At 74.3% G+C, this 18,690-nt stretch carries 11 protein-coding genes; 3 read left to right on the top strand and 8 right to left on the bottom strand.

Going from position 1 to position 18,690, the window contains the following annotated elements; genetic code table 11:
- Positions 1-67 precede the first annotated feature (67 nt).
- Positions 68-3,700: an ATP-dependent helicase gene (locus AC0VYN_RS05475; protein ID WP_475535017.1), complete on the bottom strand. Its 3,633-nt coding sequence runs from the start codon at positions 3,698-3,700 to the stop codon at positions 68-70.
- 266 nt (positions 3,701-3,966) lie between these two features.
- Complete coding sequence (locus AC0VYN_RS05470; protein ID WP_475535016.1) at positions 3,967-4,353, bottom strand: MGMT family protein; 387 nt, start codon at positions 4,351-4,353, stop codon at positions 3,967-3,969.
- 185 nt (positions 4,354-4,538) lie between these two features.
- Between AC0VYN_RS05470 and AC0VYN_RS05465 the strand changes: the two genes are divergently transcribed.
- The 3 genes from AC0VYN_RS05465 to AC0VYN_RS05455 all read left to right on the top strand — a co-directional run bounded on the left by AC0VYN_RS05465 (position 4,539) and on the right by AC0VYN_RS05455 (position 10,647).
- Positions 4,539-7,325: a lysylphosphatidylglycerol synthase domain-containing protein gene (locus tag AC0VYN_RS05465; protein ID WP_475535015.1), complete on the top strand. Its 2,787-nt coding sequence runs from the start codon at positions 4,539-4,541 to the stop codon at positions 7,323-7,325.
- An 87-nt stretch (positions 7,326-7,412) separates the two neighbouring features.
- Positions 7,413-8,960 (top strand): alpha/beta hydrolase, encoded by a 1,548-nt coding sequence (locus AC0VYN_RS05460; RefSeq protein ID WP_475535014.1) that lies wholly within the window; start codon positions 7,413-7,415, stop codon positions 8,958-8,960.
- Between the two features lie 145 nt (positions 8,961-9,105).
- The gene (locus tag AC0VYN_RS05455) at positions 9,106-10,647 is read left to right on the top strand and encodes an alpha/beta hydrolase (protein WP_475535013.1); all 1,542 of its coding nucleotides are present in this window, start codon (positions 9,106-9,108) and stop codon (positions 10,645-10,647) included.
- Between the two features lie 95 nt (positions 10,648-10,742).
- On the opposite strand, the gene moeZ is transcribed toward AC0VYN_RS05455, so the two are convergent.
- From moeZ to AC0VYN_RS05425, 6 genes are all read right to left on the bottom strand, one after another.
- On the bottom strand, positions 10,743-11,921 hold the full coding sequence (gene moeZ, locus AC0VYN_RS05450) for an adenylyltransferase/sulfurtransferase MoeZ (RefSeq protein WP_386926634.1): 1,179 nt from the start codon (positions 11,919-11,921) through the stop codon (positions 10,743-10,745).
- A 63-nt stretch (positions 11,922-11,984) separates the two neighbouring features.
- Complete coding sequence (locus AC0VYN_RS05445) at positions 11,985-12,734, bottom strand: spherulation-specific family 4 protein (RefSeq protein ID WP_475535012.1); 750 nt, start codon at positions 12,732-12,734, stop codon at positions 11,985-11,987.
- The gene (locus AC0VYN_RS05440; RefSeq protein WP_475535011.1) at positions 12,722-13,780 is read right to left on the bottom strand and encodes an NAD-dependent epimerase/dehydratase family protein; all 1,059 of its coding nucleotides are present in this window, start codon (positions 13,778-13,780) and stop codon (positions 12,722-12,724) included. The genes AC0VYN_RS05445 and AC0VYN_RS05440 overlap by 13 nt, the downstream gene beginning before the upstream one ends.
- Positions 13,781-13,885: 105 nt before the next feature.
- Complete coding sequence (locus AC0VYN_RS05435; protein WP_475535010.1) at positions 13,886-15,142, bottom strand: hypothetical protein; 1,257 nt, start codon at positions 15,140-15,142, stop codon at positions 13,886-13,888.
- On the bottom strand, positions 15,139-16,917 hold the full coding sequence (locus AC0VYN_RS05430; RefSeq protein WP_475535009.1) for a DUF3492 domain-containing protein: 1,779 nt from the start codon (positions 16,915-16,917) through the stop codon (positions 15,139-15,141). Before AC0VYN_RS05430 ends, AC0VYN_RS05435 begins: the two co-directional genes overlap by 4 nt.
- Before the next feature lie 215 nt (positions 16,918-17,132).
- A complete protein-coding gene (locus AC0VYN_RS05425; RefSeq protein ID WP_475535008.1) occupies positions 17,133-18,689 on the bottom strand; it encodes a DUF3152 domain-containing protein in 1,557 nt (518 codons plus the stop codon).
- Between the last annotated feature and the right edge of the window lies 1 nt (position 18,690).

Genomic DNA, 18,690 nt, shown 5'->3' with positions numbered 1-18,690 from the left:
GGTCAGCACGCCTGGTGCGACTGGTCACACCGGTCCCCCGGCCCCCGGGGTCCCACCGCGGACCGCTCTACTCCACGACGTGGCGTCCCTCGGGTCGCGCGGTGCACGACGCGCGGAAGGCGCAGTGCGTGCAGTGCTGGCCCGGGGTGGGGGTGAACCGTTCGTCGAGGACCTTGCCGGCGGCCGTGGCCAGCAGGTCCCCGACCCACTCCCCCTCGGGGCCCGCCAGGGAGTCCTGCGCCTGCACCTTGGGCAGCGCGTCCCCGCCGTCGCGCTTGGCCGCGCCCTGGCGGAGCTGGACGAGTTCGGCGCCGCCCGGCTCGGGGCGCACCCCGCCGAAGGCCTCGTCGACGGCGCCCTCGCGTACGGCGAGCTGGTAGACGGCGAGCTGGGGGTGGCGGGCCACCTCGGCGGAGGTCGGCGCCTGTTTGCCGGTCTTGAAGTCGACGACGTAGGCACGGCCCTCGCCGTCGGTCTCGACGCGGTCCATCTGGCCGCGGATGCGGACCTCGTAGTCGCCCGCCTCCAGGGTCACGTCGAAGTCGTGCTCGCTGGCGACCGGCGTGCGCCCGGCGCGGTCCATGACGTGCCACTGGAGGAAGCGTTCGAGCGCCACGCGCGCGGTGGCCTTCTCCTGGGCCGACTTCCACGGCGCGTCGAAGGCGAGCGCGTTCCACACCGAGTCCAGGCGCTCCATGAGGACGTCGAGGTCGGCCGGGGAGTGCCCGGAGGCGACCTCGTCGGCGAGGACGTGCACCACGTTGCCGAAGCCCTGGGCGGCGGTGGCGGGCGCGTCCGCCTTCACCTCCCGGCCGAGGAACCACTGGAGCGCGCAGGTGTTGGCGAGCTGGTCCAGGGCGCTGCCGGAGAGGGTGACGGGCTGGTCGCGGTCGCGCAGCGGCACCTTGCTCTCGGTCGGGTCCCACATGCCCCACCAGCGGTAGGGGTGGGCGGACGGCACCAGCGGGCGGCCGTCCTCGTCGGCCAGGGCGGCGAGGCGGGCCAGGCGGTGGGCGGCGGCCTCGCGCAGGGGGGCGGAGACGCGCGGGTCGACGGTGGTGGCGCGCAGCTCGGCGACGAGGGCCGCGACGGCCAGGGGCCGGCGGGGGCGGCCCGTGACGTCGGAGGGCTCGACGCCGAGTTCGGTCAGGAAGCGGGAGGGCTGGTCGCCGTCGTCGGCCGGCGCCTTGACGGCGGTCACGACGAGGCGTTCACGCGCGCGCGTGGCGGCCACGTAGAACAGGCGGCGCTCCTCGGCGAGCAGCGCGCCCGGTGTGAGGGGCTCGGCGAGTCCGTCGCGGCCGATCCGGTCCGCCTCCAGCAGGGAGCCGCGGCGGCGCAGGTCCGGCCACAGGCCCTCCTGGACGCCCGCGACGACGACCAGCCGCCACTCGAGGCCCTTGGAGCGGTGCGCGGTCATCAGGCGGACGGCGTCGGGGCGTACGGCACGCCGCGTGAGGGTGTCCGCGGCGATGTCCTCGGCGTCGATCTCCTCCAGGAAGTTCAGCGCGCCGCGCCCGCCCGTGCGCTCCTCCGCGCGCGCGGCGGTCGCGAAGAGGGCGCACACGGCGTCCAGGTCGCGGTCGGCGTTGCGGCCGGCGGCGCCACCGCGCCTGGCCGACCGTTCCAGGCGGGCGGGCCACGGTGTGCCCTCCCACAGGTCCCACAGTGTCTCCTCGGCGCTGCCGCCGCCGGCGAGGCGCTCGCGGGCCCTGCGGAGCAGCGCGCCGAGGCGCTGGGCGCCGCGCGCGTACGCCGGGTCGTGCACCGCGAGGCGCTCGGGCTCGGCCAGGGCGCGGGCGAGCAGTTCGTCCGAGGGGGGCGGCAGCGGGTTGCCGGCGGCCCGCTCCTCGTCGCGCAGGGCGCGTCCTAGGCGGCGCAGGTCGGCGGCGTCCATGCCGGCGAGGGGGGAGGTGAGCAGGGTGAGGGCGGTCTCGGTACTCAGCCAACAGGCTGCGTCCGCCGACGCCCCGGCTCCGGGCCCACCGTCGTATCCGGGCGCGTCATGGGGCACGCCGTCGGGACCGGGCGCGGCTGCCGGTACGCCGTCGGCGGCGGGCCCGGCGGGTACCTCGTCGGAACCGGCCCCGGCACGGGGCACGCGGTCGGGATCAGGCGCGGCTGCCGGTACGCCGTCGGCGGCGGGCCCGGCGGGTACCTCGTCGGAGCCGGCCCCGGCACGGGGCACGCCGTCGGGACCGGACACGACCGCCGGTACGCCGTCTGCGCCGGGCCCCGCCCCGGAGGCACCCCCGGAACCGGCCGCCGCTTCCGTCACGTCATCCGCGCGGGCGCCGGACCGTTCATCCGCCGCCGTCGCCACCGCGCGCAGGGCCGTCAGCAGCGGTGCCACCGCCGGTTCGTGCCGCAGGGGCAGGTCGTCGCCTTCGACGTCCAGCGGGACGCCGGCCGAGGTGAGGGCACGGCGGACCGCCGGGATGGTGCGTGAGCCCGCGCGCACGAGGACGGCCATGTCGCCCCACGGGACACCGTCCTCGAGATGGGCCCGGCGCAGGATGTCGGCGATGTTGTCGAGCTCGGTGCCGGAGGTCGGGTACGTGTACACCTCGACGCGCCCCCCGTCCCGTACGGAGGCGAGCTCGCGGTGGGCGCGTACCTTGCCGGCCGGCAGCCGGGTCAGCGGCATGCGCTGGGTCAGCAGCCGGGTGGCGGCCAGCAGGGCGGCCCCGGAACGGCGCGAGGTCCGCAGCACCTCCACCGGCGCCGGGCGGCCGTCCGCGCGCGGGAAGGCGTGCGGGAAGTCGAGGATGCCGTTCACGTCCGCGCCCCGGAAGGCGTAGATCGACTGGTCGGGGTCGCCGAAGGCGACGAGGGTGCGTCCGCCGCCCGCCAAGGCGTGCAGCAGCCGGATCTGGGCCGGATCGGTGTCCTGGTACTCGTCGACATACACGGCGTCGTACCGCGCGGCCAGCCGTGCGGCGACCTCGGGACGGCGGGCGAGCAGTACCGCACGGTGGACGAGTTCCGCGTAGTCGAGGACACCCTGCAGGTCGAGGACGTCGAGGTACTCGGCGAGGAAGGCGGCGGCGGCACGCCAGTCGGGCCGGCCGATGCGGCGGGCGAACGCCTCCAGGGCGTCCGGGCCGAGGCCCAGCTCACGGCTGCGGGCGAGGACCGCGCGGACCTCGTCGGCGAAACCGCGGGTGGTCAGGCAGGCGCGCAGCTCGTCGGGCCAGCGCACGTGCGCGAGACCGAGCCGCTCCAGGTCGGCCTGTCCGGCCAGCAGCCCGCGTACCGCCACGTCCTGTTCCGGGCCGGACAGCAGCCGCAGCGGCTCCACGAACAGTTCGCTGTCCTGGTGGGCGCGGACCAGGGCGTAGCCGAAGGAGTGAAAGGTCGTCGCCCGGGGGGCGCGCGCGGCGCCGATGCGCAATGCCATCCGGTCGCGCAGCTCCACGGCCGCCTTGCGGCTGAAGGTGAGGACCAGGATCCGTTCCGGGTCGCCGCCGCGGGCGATCCGGTCGGCCACGGACTCGACCAGGGTGGTGGTCTTGCCGGTGCCCGGGCCGGCGAGGACGAGCAGCGGCCCGGCCCCGTGGTCAACCACGGCACGCTGTGCCGCGTCCAGACGAGGGGGAGCCACCCGCGTCGGCGGGGTACGCACCAGTCGGTAGGCGCCGGCGCTCCCCCGTCGCACTTGGGGGTGCGACGGGCGTCCGGTGGAGGATGAGGAGCTCACGTGGTTCGCCGGTCCTGGTGGGTGTGCTGGTGGGCTGTCCGTCCTGCGGGGACGGCGGTGGCCGCCGCATGAGGAGGACGCGCGCGGCAGACGCTACGCCGGCGAACGAGGTGGAAGCAGGGCTTCCCCTTCTTCTCTCGTGTCACTCGCGGCGCGCGTGTCTCCCGCCCCTCGAACGTACGTCATGCCACAAAGGTGTCCGATGTGTCCTGCTTCCCTCATACGGATCACTGGTCACACACCGGCCCGTCCGATGGCGGAAGCTGTCAGGTGTGACCCAGCGCGCGTTCGCCGCCGTCCCACCGGGCTCGTCCCAGATCGATGCGCGGCAGATGTCCCTCGGCGGCCCTGCTCGCCTCCTTCAGGGGCGTGCCCTCCGCCCGGTAGTGGCCGAGCGCCTCCAGTTCGTGCCCGGCGAGCAGGACCCCGTCGGCGCGTACGACCCGCCACCAGCAGACGCCTCCCCCGTAGAGGGACATCACCCGGCCGACCTGGCGCGGTCCCCCCGCCTCCAGGTACTCGGCGACGTCCCCGTACGTCATGACGCGGCCCGGCGGGATCAGTTCGGCGACGTCGAGGACTCTCTCCGCGTACTCGGGCAGCGCGTCCGCGTACTCCGGAGGAGCTTCGTCCGGAAGGCTCTGCTCGCTCATCCGTCCCATCCTGCCCCACCCCACCGACAACGAGACGCGCTCGCGGCGGTGCGCGTCCCTCGCCCGCGAGCGGCGCTTCCGGCAGACTGTGCCGCCCGCACGGGCACCCTGATGCCCCCGGCTGTCGGTCCGGCATGCCACCATCGTGCGGTCGGTGACCAGTGATACGAGAGCAAGAAGAGGCGATGAAGCAGCAGGGTGTGCACCCCGAGGACGCCGAGGGCACCTCTGATTCTTCCTCGCGCCCGGACACGGCCGCCGACGGCGAGAAGTCCGCCGGAAGCGACGAGAAGTCCACCGACGACGGCGGGAAGTCGGCCGAGAGCACGGCCGACGGCCCGGCGGCGACGGCCGCCGACCCCAGTGACGTCGCACACATCGGCGAGGTGGAGGGCGACGAACCGCTGCTCCCCGCGCGCGTGCACCGCCCGTCCGACCTGATGCGGCTCCTGGTGGGCGTGCTCGCGGTCGTCCTGCTGCTCGGCGTCGCCGCCTTCGCGCACGGCACCACCTCGGGTCTCGAGCAGGACATCAACAAGGGCACCGGACAGGCCCCCGACCTGCTGATCAAGGTCGCGGGCCTGGCCTCCAGCATCGCGATCCTCCTGGTGCCGGTCGCGTTCGCCGTCGAGCGGCTGATCAAACGGGACGGGCTGCGGATCGCCGACGGCGTACTCGCGGCGGTCCTCGCGCACGGGGTGACCCTCGCCACCGACCTGTGGGTGGCCAAGGCGGCTCCCGGTTCCATCCAGGAGGCGCTCACCCAGCCCTCGCCGGGCGACGTCCACGCGCTCACCGACCCGGTGCACGGCTACCTCGCACCGGTCATCGCCTACATGACGGCCGTCGGGATGTCCCGCAGACCGCGCTGGCGCGCGGTGCTGTGGATCGTGCTGCTCCTCGACGCCTTCTCCATGCTCGTCACCGGCTACACGACGCCGTTCTCGATCATCCTGACCGTCCTCATCGGCTGGACCGTGGCCTACGGGACGCTGTACGCGGTCGGCTCGCCCAACGCCCGCCCCACCGGCCGGACGCTGATGGCGGGCCTGCGGACCGTCGGCTTCCGCCCCGTGACCGCCGTCCGCGAGGAGGCGTCGCAGGAGAACGCGGAGACCGGCGACCGGGGCCGGCGCTACTTCGTCACCCTTGAGGACGGCCGGCCGCTGGACGTGACGGTGGTGGACCGCGAGCAGCAGGCGCAGGGCTTCTTCTACCGGGCGTGGCGCAACCTGACGCTGCGCGGCTTCGCCACCCGAAGCAGCCTCCCCTCGCTGCGGCAGGCGCTGGAGCAGGAGGCCCTGCTCGCCTACGCGGCGATCGCGGCCGGAGCCAACGCGCCGAAGCTGATCGCGACGTCCGAGCTCGGCCCCGACGCCGTGATGCTCGTCTACGAGCACACCGGCGGCCGCACCCTCGACTCGCTGCCGGACGAGGAGATCACCGACGGCCTGCTGCGCGAGGCCTGGGAGCAGGTCCGCGCCCTGCAGTCCCGCCGCATCGCCCACCGCCGGCTGGTGGGCGACGCGATCCTGGTGGATCGTTCCGGCACCGTGATCCTCACCGAGCTGCGCATCGGCGAGATCGCCGCCGGCGACCTGCTGCTGCGCATGGACATCTCCCAGCTCCTGGTGACGCTCGGCCTGCGGGTGGGCGCCGAACGCGCGGTCGCCTCGGCCGTGGGCGTCCTCGGTCCCGACGCCGTGGCGGACTGCCTGCCGATGCTCCAGCCCATCGCGCTCAGCCGCTCCACCCGCGCGACCCTGCGCAAGTTGGCCCGGGAGCGGGCCGAGCGCGAGCGGGAGGCGGTCCTCGAGGCGTCCCGCCAGGCCAAGCAGGCCCGCTCCGAGGCGGCCGGCGCGGACGAGGCCGCCGTGCCCGGGAAGCCCGACAAGAAGGCCGCGCGCGCGGAGCAGCGGGCCGAGAAACGGGCCCTGGACGACGCGCTGGAGGAGGCCCGCGAGGAGGACCTGCTCACGCAGATCCGGCACGAGGTGCTGCGCATCAGGCCGCAGGCCCCCGTCGAACCGGCCCGGCTCGAGCGGGTGCGCCCCCGCACACTGATCAGCTTCATCGCGGGAGCGATCGGCGCCTACTTCCTGCTGACGCAGCTCACGCACATCGAGTTCGGACCGCTGATCGCGAACGCCCAGTGGGGCTGGGTGGCCGCAGCCGTGCTGTTCTCGGCGGCGAGCTACGTCGCCGCGGCGATGGCCCTGCTCGGCTTCGTGCCCGAGCGGGTGCCCTTCGTCCGGACGGTGGCCGCACAGGTGGCGGGATCGTTCGTCAAGATCGTCGCCCCGGCGGCGGTCGGTGGCGTCGCGCTGAACACCCGGTTCCTCCAGCGTGCGGGGGTGCGGCCGGGGCTCGCGGTGGCGAGCGTCGGCGCGTCGCAGCTCTTCGGGCTCGGCTGCCACATCCTGATGCTGCTGTCCTTCGGCTACCTGACCGGCACCGAGAAGACGCCCTCGCTGTCACCCTCCCGTACCGTCATCGCCGGTCTGCTGACGGTGGCGGTGCTGGTGCTGGTGGTGACGTCGGTGCCGTTCCTGCGGAAGTTCGTCGTCACGCGCGTGCGGTCGCTCTTCGCCGGCGTCGTGCCGCGCATGCTCGACGTGCTCCAGCGGCCGCAGAAGCTGGTCACCGGCATCGGCGGCATGCTGCTGCTCACCGCCTGCTTCGTGATGTGCCTGGACGCCTCGATCCGGGCCTTCGGCGACGACTCGTCGTCCATCAGCGTGGCCAGCGTCGCCGTCGTCTTCCTCGCGGGCAACGCACTGGGGTCCGCGGCACCGACGCCCGGCGGTGTCGGCGCGGTGGAGGCGACCCTGACGGTCGGCCTGATCGCCGTCGGCCTGCCCAAGGAGGTCGCCGCACCCGCGGTCCTGCTGTTCCGGCTGCTCACCCTGTGGCTGCCGGTGCTGCCGGGCTGGCTCGCCTTCAACCACCTCTCCCGCAAGGAAGCCCTGTAGGAGCCCGCACGGGCCCCCGCGCCGCGCCGTACCTCGTACGGCTCGTGCCCCGGGGCGCGCGGACCCGCCCGGCCGCACGATGGGGACATGCCGAAACCAGCCCGGCTGCGCGCCGCCGCCCTCACCGCCACCGCCGTGCTGATGTCCGCCCTCCTGGCGGGCTGCGGGGACGGTTCGCGGAACGACGGGGACCTGACGGAGCAGAAGCTCGCCTGGAAGGACTGCCCGGCACCGTCCGAGGCCGAGGGGGGCGGCCCTGCGCCCTCCCCGCTGCCGGACGGCGCCGAGTGGCAGTGCTCCACCATGAAGGCCCCGCTCGACTGGAACGATCCGAAGGGCGACACGATCGGCCTCGCGCTGATCCGGGCGCGGGCCGGCGGCGCGGCGGACCGGCGGATCGGCTCGCTGGTCTTCAACTTCGGCGGCCCGGGCGGCTCCGGCGTCACGACCCTGCCCGCCTTCGGCGAGGACTACGCGACCCTGCGCACCCGCTACGACCTGGTCAGCTTCGACCCGCGCGGCGTCGGCCGCAGCGTCCCGGTGGAGTGCCTGGACGACAAGCAGCTCGACGCGTACTTCCAGCAGGACGCCACCCCCGACGACGCGGCCGAGCGCGAAGCGCTGCTGGACAACACCGAGGGCTTCAACGCCGCCTGCGAGAAGCACTCGAAGAGGATGCTGCCGCACGTGGCCACCACCGACGCGGCCCGCGACATGGACCTGATGCGCCAGGTCCTCGGTGACGACAGGCTGTACTACTTCGGCATCTCCTACGGCACCGAACTCGGCGGCGTCTACGCTCACCTGTTCCCCAAGCATGTGGGCCGGGCCGTCTTCGACGCGGTCGTCGACCCGACGCAGAACGCCGAGCAGAGCTCGCTGGGGCAGGCCAAGGGCTTCCAGCTCGCCCTCGACAACTACGCCGAGGACTGCGTGTCCCAGGTGGAGGACTGCCCCGTCGGCGACAGCGTCCAGGACGTCCAGAACCGCATCGCGCGGCTGCTGAAGGACCTCGACCGCAAACCGATCCCCGGCGTCTTCCCCCGCGACCTCACCCAGACCGCCGCGACCGGCGGCATCGCCCAGGCGCTGTACTCGAAGGACTTCTGGCAGTACCTCACCGAGGGCCTGGAGCAGGCCTACGACGGTGACGGCAGGATCCTCATGGTGCTGTCGGACTCGCTGAACGGCCGCAGCGAGAACGGCGAGTACAGCAACATCACCGCGGCGAACGTCTCCATCAACTGCGCCGATGACAAGCCCCGGTACGACGCCGCGTACGTGGAGGGGAAGCTGCCCGAGTTCCGCAAGGCCTCCCCGCTGTTCGGCGACTACCTCGCCTGGGGCATGGTCAGCTGCACCGACTGGCCGGTGGCCGGCGCGGCCGACCACCCCGACGTCAGCGCGCCCGGGGCGGCCCCGATCCTGGTCATCGGCAACACCGGCGACCCGGCCACGCCCTACGAGGGCGCGGGGAGGATGGTGGACGCGCTGGGCAAGGGCGTCGGGGTGGAACTCACCTACAAGGGGCAGGGGCACGGGGCCTACGACAGCAAGAACAGGTGCGTGCAGGACGCGGTGCACGGCTATCTGCTCGACGGGAAGACACCGGCGGCCGGCACCGTCTGCTCCTGATCCCCGTCCCGCGCCACCTCCCGTGCCAGAAACCCCAGGTCACAGGGTTTTCCACAGGCCTCGGCGGGCGTCGCCGCCTCCGCCTACCATGGCACGACCGCCATCCGCCGCACGGCGCGGACGGCCAGCGAGGGGGGAACGGCCCATGGCACGTCTCGTACGGTGGACGGCTCTGACCGTCGCCGCCGCACTGCTCAGCGCGGGCTGCGGCGGAGGCTCGTCCGGCGGCGACGAGGGCGACGGGGACATGAGCGGTGCGCGGCCGTCCGCGGCGGCGCCCTCCGGGGTGCCCGCGTCGCTGGCGTCCCAGTCGCTCGACTGGGGCCGCTGCAAGGGCACCGCGGACGCTCCCGCGCCGGGCGGCGACTGGCAGTGCGCCACGCTCGAGGCGCCGCTCGACTGGGCCGACCCGGACGGCGAGACGATCGGGCTCGCCCTGATCAGGTCCAAGGCGAGCGGCAAACGGCGCGCCGGCTCCCTGCTGTTCAACTTCGGCGGACCCGGCGGCTCGGGCGTGTCCATGATGCCGTCCTACGCCGACACCGTCTCCGAACTGCACGAGCGCTACGACCTGGTGAGCTGGGACCCGCGCGGGGTGGCCGCCAGCGAGGGCATCCGCTGCCGCGGCGACGAGGCGATCGAGGACGCCGAGTCGGTGGACGCGACGCCCGACACCCCGGCCGAGGAGCGGGCGTTCCTCCAGGACGCCGCCGACTTCGGAAAGGGCTGCGAGAAGGCCGTCGGCGAGCTGATGGCGCACGTCTCGACCACGGACACCGCCCGGGACATGGACCTGATGCGGTATGTGCTGGGCGACGAGAAGATGCACTACTTCGGCATCTCCTACGGCACCGAGCTCGGCGGCGTCTACGCCCGCCTGTTCCCGAGGAACGTGGGCCGGATCGTCCTCGACGCGGTCGTGGACCCGAGCGCGGACACCATGGGTCACGCGGAGAACCAGACGCGTGGCTTCCAGCGGGCGCTGGACGAATACCTGAAGTCCACGGGGCAGGACCCCGAGCGGGGCACGCGGGAGATCGCCGGCCTGCTGGAGCGGATCGACGCCGAACCGCTGCCGACGTCGTCGTCTGGGCGGAAGCTGACGCAGACGCTCGCGATCACCGGCATCGTGCTGCCGCTCTACAGCAAGGACGGCTGGCCGAGCCTGACGAGCGCGCTGGCGGCCGCCCGTGACGGCGACGGCTCGGAGCTGCTGGCCCTCGCCGACGGCTACAACGAGCGCGACGACTCCGGCCACTACGGCACGACGACCCACTCGCAGCGGGTCATATCGTGCCTGGACGGCAGGCAGCGGCCGACCGCGGAGGAGACGAGGAAGCGGCTGCCGGAGTTCGAGAAGCTCTCCCCGGTCTTCGGCCCCTTCCTCGGCTGGGACACGGCCGGCTGGTGCCACGACTGGCCGGTGCCCGGACAGCACTACACCCCGGAGGTGAGCGCCCCCGGCGCGGCGCCGATCCTCGTGGTCGGCAACACCGGCGACCCGGCCACGCCCTACGAGGGCGCCCGCAGGATGGCGGACGAGCTGGGCGAGGACGTCGGTGTGGTGCTCACCTGGAAGGGCGAGGGCCACGGGGCGTACGGGAGCGGGAGCGACTGCGTCGACGTGACGGTCGACGCCTACCTCCTGAAGGGCACCGTGCCGGAGGACGGCAAGGTCTGCTCATGACGCCGGCGGGGGCTCCGGGCACCAAGGGTGCGCGGAACCCCCGCCATACGGGAACCGGGACGAGCGAAGCCCGTAATTCCCGAGCCGACGCCGGGTCAGTAGACCGGCTTCTCCGGCTCGATCTGGTTGACCCAGCCGATGACGCCGCCGCCGACGTGGACGGCGTCCGCGAAGCCCGCGGACTTCAGGACCGCCAGGACTTCCGCACTGCGGACACCCGTCTTGCAGTTCAGGACGATCTTCTTGTCCTGGGGGAGGCTCTCCAGGGCGGAGCCCATGAGGAACTCGTTCTTCGGGATCAGCCGGGCGCCCGGGATGGACACGATCTCGAACTCGTTCGGCTCGCGGACGTCGATGAGCTCGATGTTCTCGCCGTCGTCGATCCACTCCTTGAGCTGCTTGGGAGTGATCGTGGAGTCGGCGGCCGCCGCCTGGGCCTCCTCGGACACGACGCCGCAGAAGGCCTCGTAGTCGATGAGCTCGGTGACGGTCGGGTTCTCGCCGCAGACCGCGCAGTTCGGGTCCTTGCGGACCTTGACCTGGCGGTACTGCATCTCCAGGGCGTCGTAGATCATCAGCCGGCCGACCAGCGGCTCGCCGATGCCCGCGAGGAGCTTGATGGCCTCGTTGGTCTGGATGGAGCCGATGGACGCGCACAGCACGCCCAGGACGCCGCCCTCAGCGCAGGAGGGGACCATGCCGGGGGGCGGGGGCTCCGGGTAGAGGCAGCGGTAGCAGGGACCGTGCTCGGACCAGAAGACGGACGCCTGGCCGTCGAAGCGGTAGATCGAGCCCCAGACGTAGGGCTTGTTCAGCAGCACACAGGCGTCGTTGACCAGGTAGCGGGTCGCGAAGTTGTCCGTACCGTCGACGATCAGGTCGTACTGGCTGAAGATGTCCATCACGTTGTCGGCCTCGAGCCGCTCCTGGTGAAGGACCACGTCCACGTACGGGTTGATGCCCTTGATGGTGTCGCGGGCGGACTCGGCCTTGGAGCGGCCGATGTCGGCCTGGCTGTGGATGACCTGACGCTGCAGGTTCGACTCGTCGACCTCGTCGAACTCCACGATGCCGAGCGTGCCGACACCGGCTGCCGCCAGGTACATCAGGGTCGGCGAGCCGAGGCCGCCCGCGCCCACGGCGAGCACCTTGGCGTTCTTCAGCCGCTTCTGCCCGTCCATCCCGACATCGGGGATGATCAGGTGGCGGGAGTACCTGCGGACCTCGTCTACGGTGAGCTCGGCGGCCGGCTCGACCAGGGGTGGCAGCGACACGGGGACTCCGTTGGTCGGTCAATCATTACGGTGGGTCTTCCCGTAACACTGCCACGGCCTTTTTCATTCCGAGACACCCGTCCCGACACGCGAGACGATTTTGTCCCAGTAGCCGGGCATGTTCTCCCAGGGGTCCACTCGGCCGGCCCGGCTGGTGCGGTCGGTGAAGTAGATCGTCGCCGCGCCCTGCCAGCGGGCGATGCGCAGTGCCTCCTCCAGATGGCCGCGGGGGACGCCGTGGACGAAGTGGCAGAAGCGCTCGGGCGGGTGGTCGGCGGTCCACTCGGCCGCCTGGGACCAGCGGTAGTCGCTCCAGCCGCCCGAGAAGGTGACGAGCTGGTCGGCGGTCTCGGCGTATCCGGGATACGGGTGGGTGCCGTGGCCGAGGACGATGTGGGCGTCGTCCCGGACGATACGGAGCGTGCCGACGGTGCGGCGGACCTCGGGGAGCGCGGCGCGTTCGGACGGGCAGCGGTCCAGGAGGAAGCCGTCGGTCCGGTACCAGTCGAGATACCGGTGGGCGTCGGAGATCAGCTCCCCGAAGCCGCGGGCCCCGTACGCGGCATCGAGGTACCCGAGGACGCGGACGCCCGCGTTGCGCAGCCGGCCGGAGGCCTCCAGGCAGCGGGGGTCGGGCTGGGCGCCGGGGCCGCCTGCGACGTCGAGGACGACCCAGTGCAGGGGGGTGCCGGGGCGGGTGAGACCGGACCACTCGTCGGGTGCGACGAGGGGGTGGGCCAGGCCGGGGACGCCGAGACCGGTGCGGACGCCGGTGTGCGCGGTGCCCGCCTGCGCACGCGTCAGATACGGCATGCCGCCTCCATCCAGATGTCGGCGAGGGACTCCTCCAGGTTGATCCGGGGCCGCCAGCCGAGCCGGTCGCGCGCGGTGCGTACGTCGGCCTGCTGCCAGCCGCCGCAGCCGTCGGGGTAGGGGTGGGTGACCGGCGCCGTGTGCTCGGCGTCGGCACGGTGGTCGCCGCGGTGCCCCGGGGCGTCCGGGCGGTGGTGGCCGAGGGACTCGGCGCGGTGGGCCAGGGAGTCGACGCGGTGGCCGAGGGACTCGGTGCGGGGGTGGCCGATGAGCGGCCGCAGTCCGCCGGGCGGCGCGTCGAGTTCGTTCAGGGCGCCGCCGTAGCCGGCCACGCGGGCGAGGGTGGCGGCGGCGTCGCGCAGCCGGACGGCGCGGCCGGAGCCGATGTTGATGACGCCCTGAGCGGCGGAGAGCGAGGCGGCGTGGACGGCGCGGGCGACGTCGCGGACGTCGACGAAGTCGCGCTGGACACCGAGGCCGCCGAGCCTGAGCTCGCCGTCGCCGGACTGCATGGCGCGGCGCATGGCCTCGGCGAGGCGTCCGAGCGGGGAGCCGGCGGGGGTGCCGGGGCCGGCGGGCGAGAAGACGCGCAGGACGACGGCGTCGAGACCGGAGCCGAGGACCAGTTCGGTGGCGGCGAGTTTGCTGACGCCGTAGGGGCCGCCGGGGCGGGGCACGGCGTCCTCCGCGGTGGAGGAGCCGGGCTGGCTGGGTCCGTATTCGGAACTGCAGCCGATCTGCACCAGGCGGGCTCCGCAGCTGCTGCGGCGCAGGGCCTCGCAGACGGTGGCGACGGCGACGGTGTTGTGGCGGGTGAGGTCGCGGGCGCCGCCCCGGGTGGCGCCGGCGCAGTTGACGACGACGCCCGGGTGGACCGCGTCGAGGAAGCGGGTGAGGGCTCCCGGGCTGCCGGTCGCGAGGTCGAAGCGGACGTCGGCGTCGTCGCCCCGGCCGAGGGCGGTGAGCTGGACGGCCGGGTCGGCGAGCAGACGGTCGGCGACGAACCGGCCGATGTAACCGTTGGCCCCGATCAGCAGGACTCTCATCGCGCGGCTCCCCGGGCCGAGGCGTCCGGTCGGGAGGTGGTCATCTGGGGTTCTCCTTCGAGGGGTGGAGCGGGACGTGTGTGGGGGGTTGCCCGGAGCGCGCGGTCATCGCGGCTGCTCCGCGGGTGCGTGGGCGGACGCCCTGGTGAGGCGGCGGGTCGCGTGGACGAGGAGGACCAGGGCACCGGTGCCGCAGGCCGTCGCGGGGACACCGGCCGGGCCCCAGGCGGCCACGAGGGCCTCGACGGGAGCGGCCAGGGGGCCGCAGCCGGGGAGGCGGCCGGCGAAGAGCGTGGCGAGGGCGGTCGCCTCGGCCGCTGCCGTGGCGTTGAGGACGAGCCTGGCGGCGTGGGTGAAGCCGTGGACGGCGAGGAGGCGGGCCGGCAGCAGGAGTGCGCCGAGGGCGAGCGCCTGGGGGTACCCGGCGGGTTCGTCGAGGACCGCGCCCGTCAGCGCGAGCAGGGCGGTCAGGGCGCCCAGGAACAGGGCGAAGGTGCCGAGCAGCAGGGGCCGTACGGAGGCCGAGAAGTCGGTCAGTCCGCGGCTGGCGGCCAGTCCCCGGCGGGCCCCCCGGGCGAAGAGGTGGGCGCCGGCGGCGGCGGGCGCGCAGGCGAGGGCGAGGGCCACGACGGGTGCGGCGGTGACGGGCCAGGGCCCGTCCGCGGCGCCGTCGGGCAGGCCGTCGGGGCCGCCGGCGAGGGCGGCGCTCAGCAGGCCGTCGCCGAGGAGGGCGTAGCCGACGAGCCAGCAGGGCGCGGTGAAGCCGGTGTGGCCGCCGGCGCTCAGCGGGCCCCGGCGCAGTGCGGCGCGCAGGGCCAGGGCCACCGCGAGGACGGCGGCGACGACCACGGCCGGGCGCGGCCGTCCGTCGGTGAGACGCAGCCCGGCCACGGCGGCGGCGCACAGCACCCCGGGCAGCAGGGCCAGGACGATCCAGGTGCCTCGCGTGCGGGGCGCCGGCGGTGCGGTGGGGCGCGCGGGTGCGTCACCGTCGCGCGGGACGCGGGCGAACATCTCCTCGGCGAGGGAGAAGACGTCCCGGTGGCGGAAGCGGGCCGCGGTGCGGTCGGTGACGCCGTGCGCCTCCAGCCCCGCCGCGATCTCCAGGGGGTCCACGGCCCGTTCGCACAGGTCGCGGTGGCGGTGCATCAGGGCCTTGACGGGGTCGGTCGCGCGGCGGGCGGCGCGGGTCGGCCGCGTGCCGGCCGGGGGCGCTCCGTCGGCGCGCGCGGCGTCCGGACGTCCCCCGGCGGGGGCTCCCGTACCGGGTGCCTCCTGGTCCAGGCACTCCTGCGAGCGTTCGTGCCAGGCGCCCGGGCTGCTCGGGGTCTCGGGGCGGTCCAGTTCGCCCAGGCCGCTCATCGCGCCCCCTCGGTCGGGACGGGCGAGGCCGTGACGGCGGGGGGTGCGACGGGCGCGGTCGTGACGGCCGGGGACGTCGCGCGGACGGGGGTGTCCGTCGCCCAGCCGGGGCCGCCCCGGGCCACGACGCGGCCGGCGGGGGCGGTCCAGCAGCCGGTGACCCGCGCCTCGGCGGGCACGGCGAACGGCAGGGGGTCCCCCGCCTCGTCGAGGACGACACGGCGGACGGGCGCGCGCGAGAGGATCTCCAGGTAAATGCCGTGAAATGCCGCGACGTTCTGTTCGACGGTGAAGAGCTCCAGCGCACGGGCGCGCGCCGCGGCACCCAGGCGCTCACGGCGCTCGGGGTCGCGCAGCAGGGCGACGCACGCCCCGGCGAGCGCCCGGGGATTGCGGGGGGGGACGACGAGTCCGGTGCCGCCGATGGCCTCCACCACGGCGCCGACGTCCGTGGACACCGTCGCCCGGCCGCAGAACATCGCCTCGACCAGGCCGGCCGGGAACCCCTCGACGACGCTGGAGAGGACGACGAGGGCACCGGCGGCGTACGCGTCGGCGCGGGAGGGCAGTTCCGGTCCGCCGGTCTCCTCGAAGGACACCGGGTTGTCGCCGACGGCGTGCGGACCGGTGGCCTCGTCGGGGAAGAGCTGCGCGGCCAGGGCCCGGCAGTGGGTGAGGTAGGCCGCGCCCTCGGAACCCACGGGGGCGCCGACGATCCTCAGCCGCGCCGCGGGCTCCACGGTGCGGATCTCCGCGAAGGCGTGCAGCAGCGAGACCAGGTCCTTGGCGGGCTCGACGCGGCCGACCCAGACGAGGGTGTGCGGGTCGGCGCACTCCGGCGACTCCCCCGCCTCGGCGAAGGGCGTCGCGTTCATGCCCGGGGGGACCGTGCGGAGCTTGGCGCGGTCGGCCCCGCAGCGTTCCTGCCAGCGGCGGGCGTGCGCGTTGCCGGGCGTGATCAGGGCCGCGCGCCGGTAGGTCTCGGCGGCCAGCCGGCCGTGGAAGGCGGCCAGCAGGGACCGTATGGCGGGCGGCGAGCCGGGGTCCGCGAGGTAGTGCGTCCGCAGCCGCACGCCGTACTCCGTCACCAGCAGGGGGACGTCGTGGAAGTGCCGGGCGAGCAGGCCGGGCAGGGCGGCCGTACCGCCGGAGGCCGCGTGGCACAGGTCGACCGCGCCGAGCCCGTCGGCGTCGTACCAGTCGAGTGACAGGGGGCGCAGGGCGCGTTCGAGGCGTGCGGCGACGGTCAGCAGTTCGGGGACGCGCGCCGTGCGGACGGTGCTGGGGGCGCCGGGCGCGCGACAGGCGCGTTCGAGGGCGCGTACGGCGGTCTCCGAGCGGAGGGAGTCCGCCAGTCCGTCCTCGTCCCGGGCGAGTTGCGCGAGGCCGTACAGCGCGTTGGCGAAACGGTCCGCCTCAAGGGCCGACGCCTCCGTCGACGCACCGGACGGGTCCTGCGGAGCGGGCGTGCACAGGGTGGCGGCCAGCTCGCCGTAGCACTCGGCGAAGCGTCGGCGCGCGCGCCGCCCGTACGCCCGGCGGCCGTCGCGAATCACCCGGCCGGAGTCGTCGGCGTCCCACAGCGGGGCGGTGCGCACGCGGACGACCTGCGACGGCAGCGGGACGCACCCCCTGCCCTCCTGACGTTCGCTGCGGCTGAGCGCGTAGACGTCGAACTCGTGCTGCCCGAGCCCTCGCACGAGCCGGTCGCACCAGAGTCCGGCCTCACCGCTCACATACGGATAACCACCCTCCGTAAGCAGTCCGATGCGCACGCGCGCACCCCCGATCTCCCGTCCGGGGAGCCGCCGTTGGTCCGGCGGCTCACAGCGGGACGAACGTATGCGGACAAGGCCGTGGCGCGATGGACGGTTGTCCATCGCGCCACCAAAAGGGGTGAACGGTCGTAACTTTCCCGCACGGGACGCGTTCGGTCGCGCTAAGAGATCATTCGATTACCTTGCGCGACGCACTGACCAGGCCTGGCGGGTCAGCCGTTGGGGTAGGCCCAGGCGTTGGGGCGGCAGTCGACGCCGTCGTGGTCCACGAACTTGGTCTGCTGCTGCATGACCGGGGCGAGCTCGCCGTCCTTGTCGCAGGAGACGTGGTTGTAGCCGATGCGGTGGCCCACCTCGTGGTTGATCAGCATCTGCCGGTAGGCGTGGATCTGGTCGCCGTAGGGCTCGGCGCCCTGCGCCCACCGGTAGGCGTTGATCATCACGCGTTCGGTGGCGGCCGAGTCGCAGGAGACGTTGTCCTCGGTGGTGTCCAGGCCGGACTTGGCGCACCAGTCGGCCGTGGTGCCGGGGCTGGCGAGCGTGATCACGAAGTCGGGCTTCCCGGAGTGGATGCGTTCGAAGGTGCGGGCGCCGTTGTGCGCCCAGCTCCGGTTGTCGTTGAGGGTCTTCTGCACGGCCTGCGCGAAGAGCGTGCCGTCGAGGCCGAGCCCCTGCTCCACGTCCACGCGGTAGGTGTACTTCTGCCCCGTCCCCGGCGCCTTGTCGAAGCCGGGGACGGCCTCGAACTTGCCCGAGCCCTTGTCGTCGGCGCCGAGGGGGTAGGTCGTGGCCATCTTCTGCTCGTACGTCAGCGGCGCCGCGGCACCGGGCGCGGCCGGGTCCGGCCGTCCGTCCGTGCGGGACGCGGGGTCGCGGACGTCACGGGCCTGGTCGGTCGCGGACGGGGCGCGCGCACCCTCGGCGTCCTGGCCGTCGGCGACCTGTCCGGCCACGACGACCGCGAGCACGGTGGTGACGGCGGCGGCGGCGATGCCGGTGAAGGTCCGCCCCTTGCCGCCCCTGGCCGGCGCGGGTTCGCCGGTGGGCGCCGCTTCGTCGGCGCCGGGATCCCCGGGGCCGTCGCCGGCCGACCAGCCGGTGACGGAGGCGTACGGGTCGGGCGCCTGAGCGGGGACGGCGGTACGGCGCCGGGGGCGGGCCGAGAAGACGTCGTCGTCCTGCTCGCCGAAGGCGTCCAGGTAGTCCGGCCGCGGCCCGTCCGGGGGCGCCTGCCGCTGCCGCGGGAGGGGAACGGACACGCCGGGGCGCGGTCCGGCCTGCGTGCCGTTTCCGGCACCGGCCCGTCCGTCCGACGTGCCCCAGCCGCCGCCCGGTTCGCGCTGCTCGGGATGCCCACCGCGGACCCGCGGCACACCCCGCGCGGGCGTGCCGCCCTGCCCCCGCGGGAAGCCCTGACCCTGCGGGATGTTCTGCGCCGGAGTGCCGCCCTTGACTCGCGGGAAGCCCCGGGCGGGCGTGCCGTCGGGGACTCGCGGGAAGCCCTGCGCGGGCGTGCCGTCGGGGAGCCGGGGGAAACCGTGCGCCGGTGTCCCGTCCGGGGGCCGTGGGGCCGCGTGGCCCCGGGTGTCGCCCGGGGTGAAAGCCTGCTGCGGGCCCGGCGTTCCGTTCGCCGGCGGCGTCCGCTCCCCCGCCGGCGGGCCGGGCATGCGTCGTCGGCCGGTGCCTTCGGCCCGGGCCTCCCGCGCTGCCGCGGGGGCGTCCGCGGTGCCGCCCTTGGGGGCGGGTCCGCGGCGGCTGTGGCGTCCCACT

This window comes from Streptomyces sp. 63XJN7_1_ISO-PGPR-S23-121, assembly GCF_056173025.1.
This window is presented reverse-complemented; position numbering and strand designations above follow the sequence as displayed.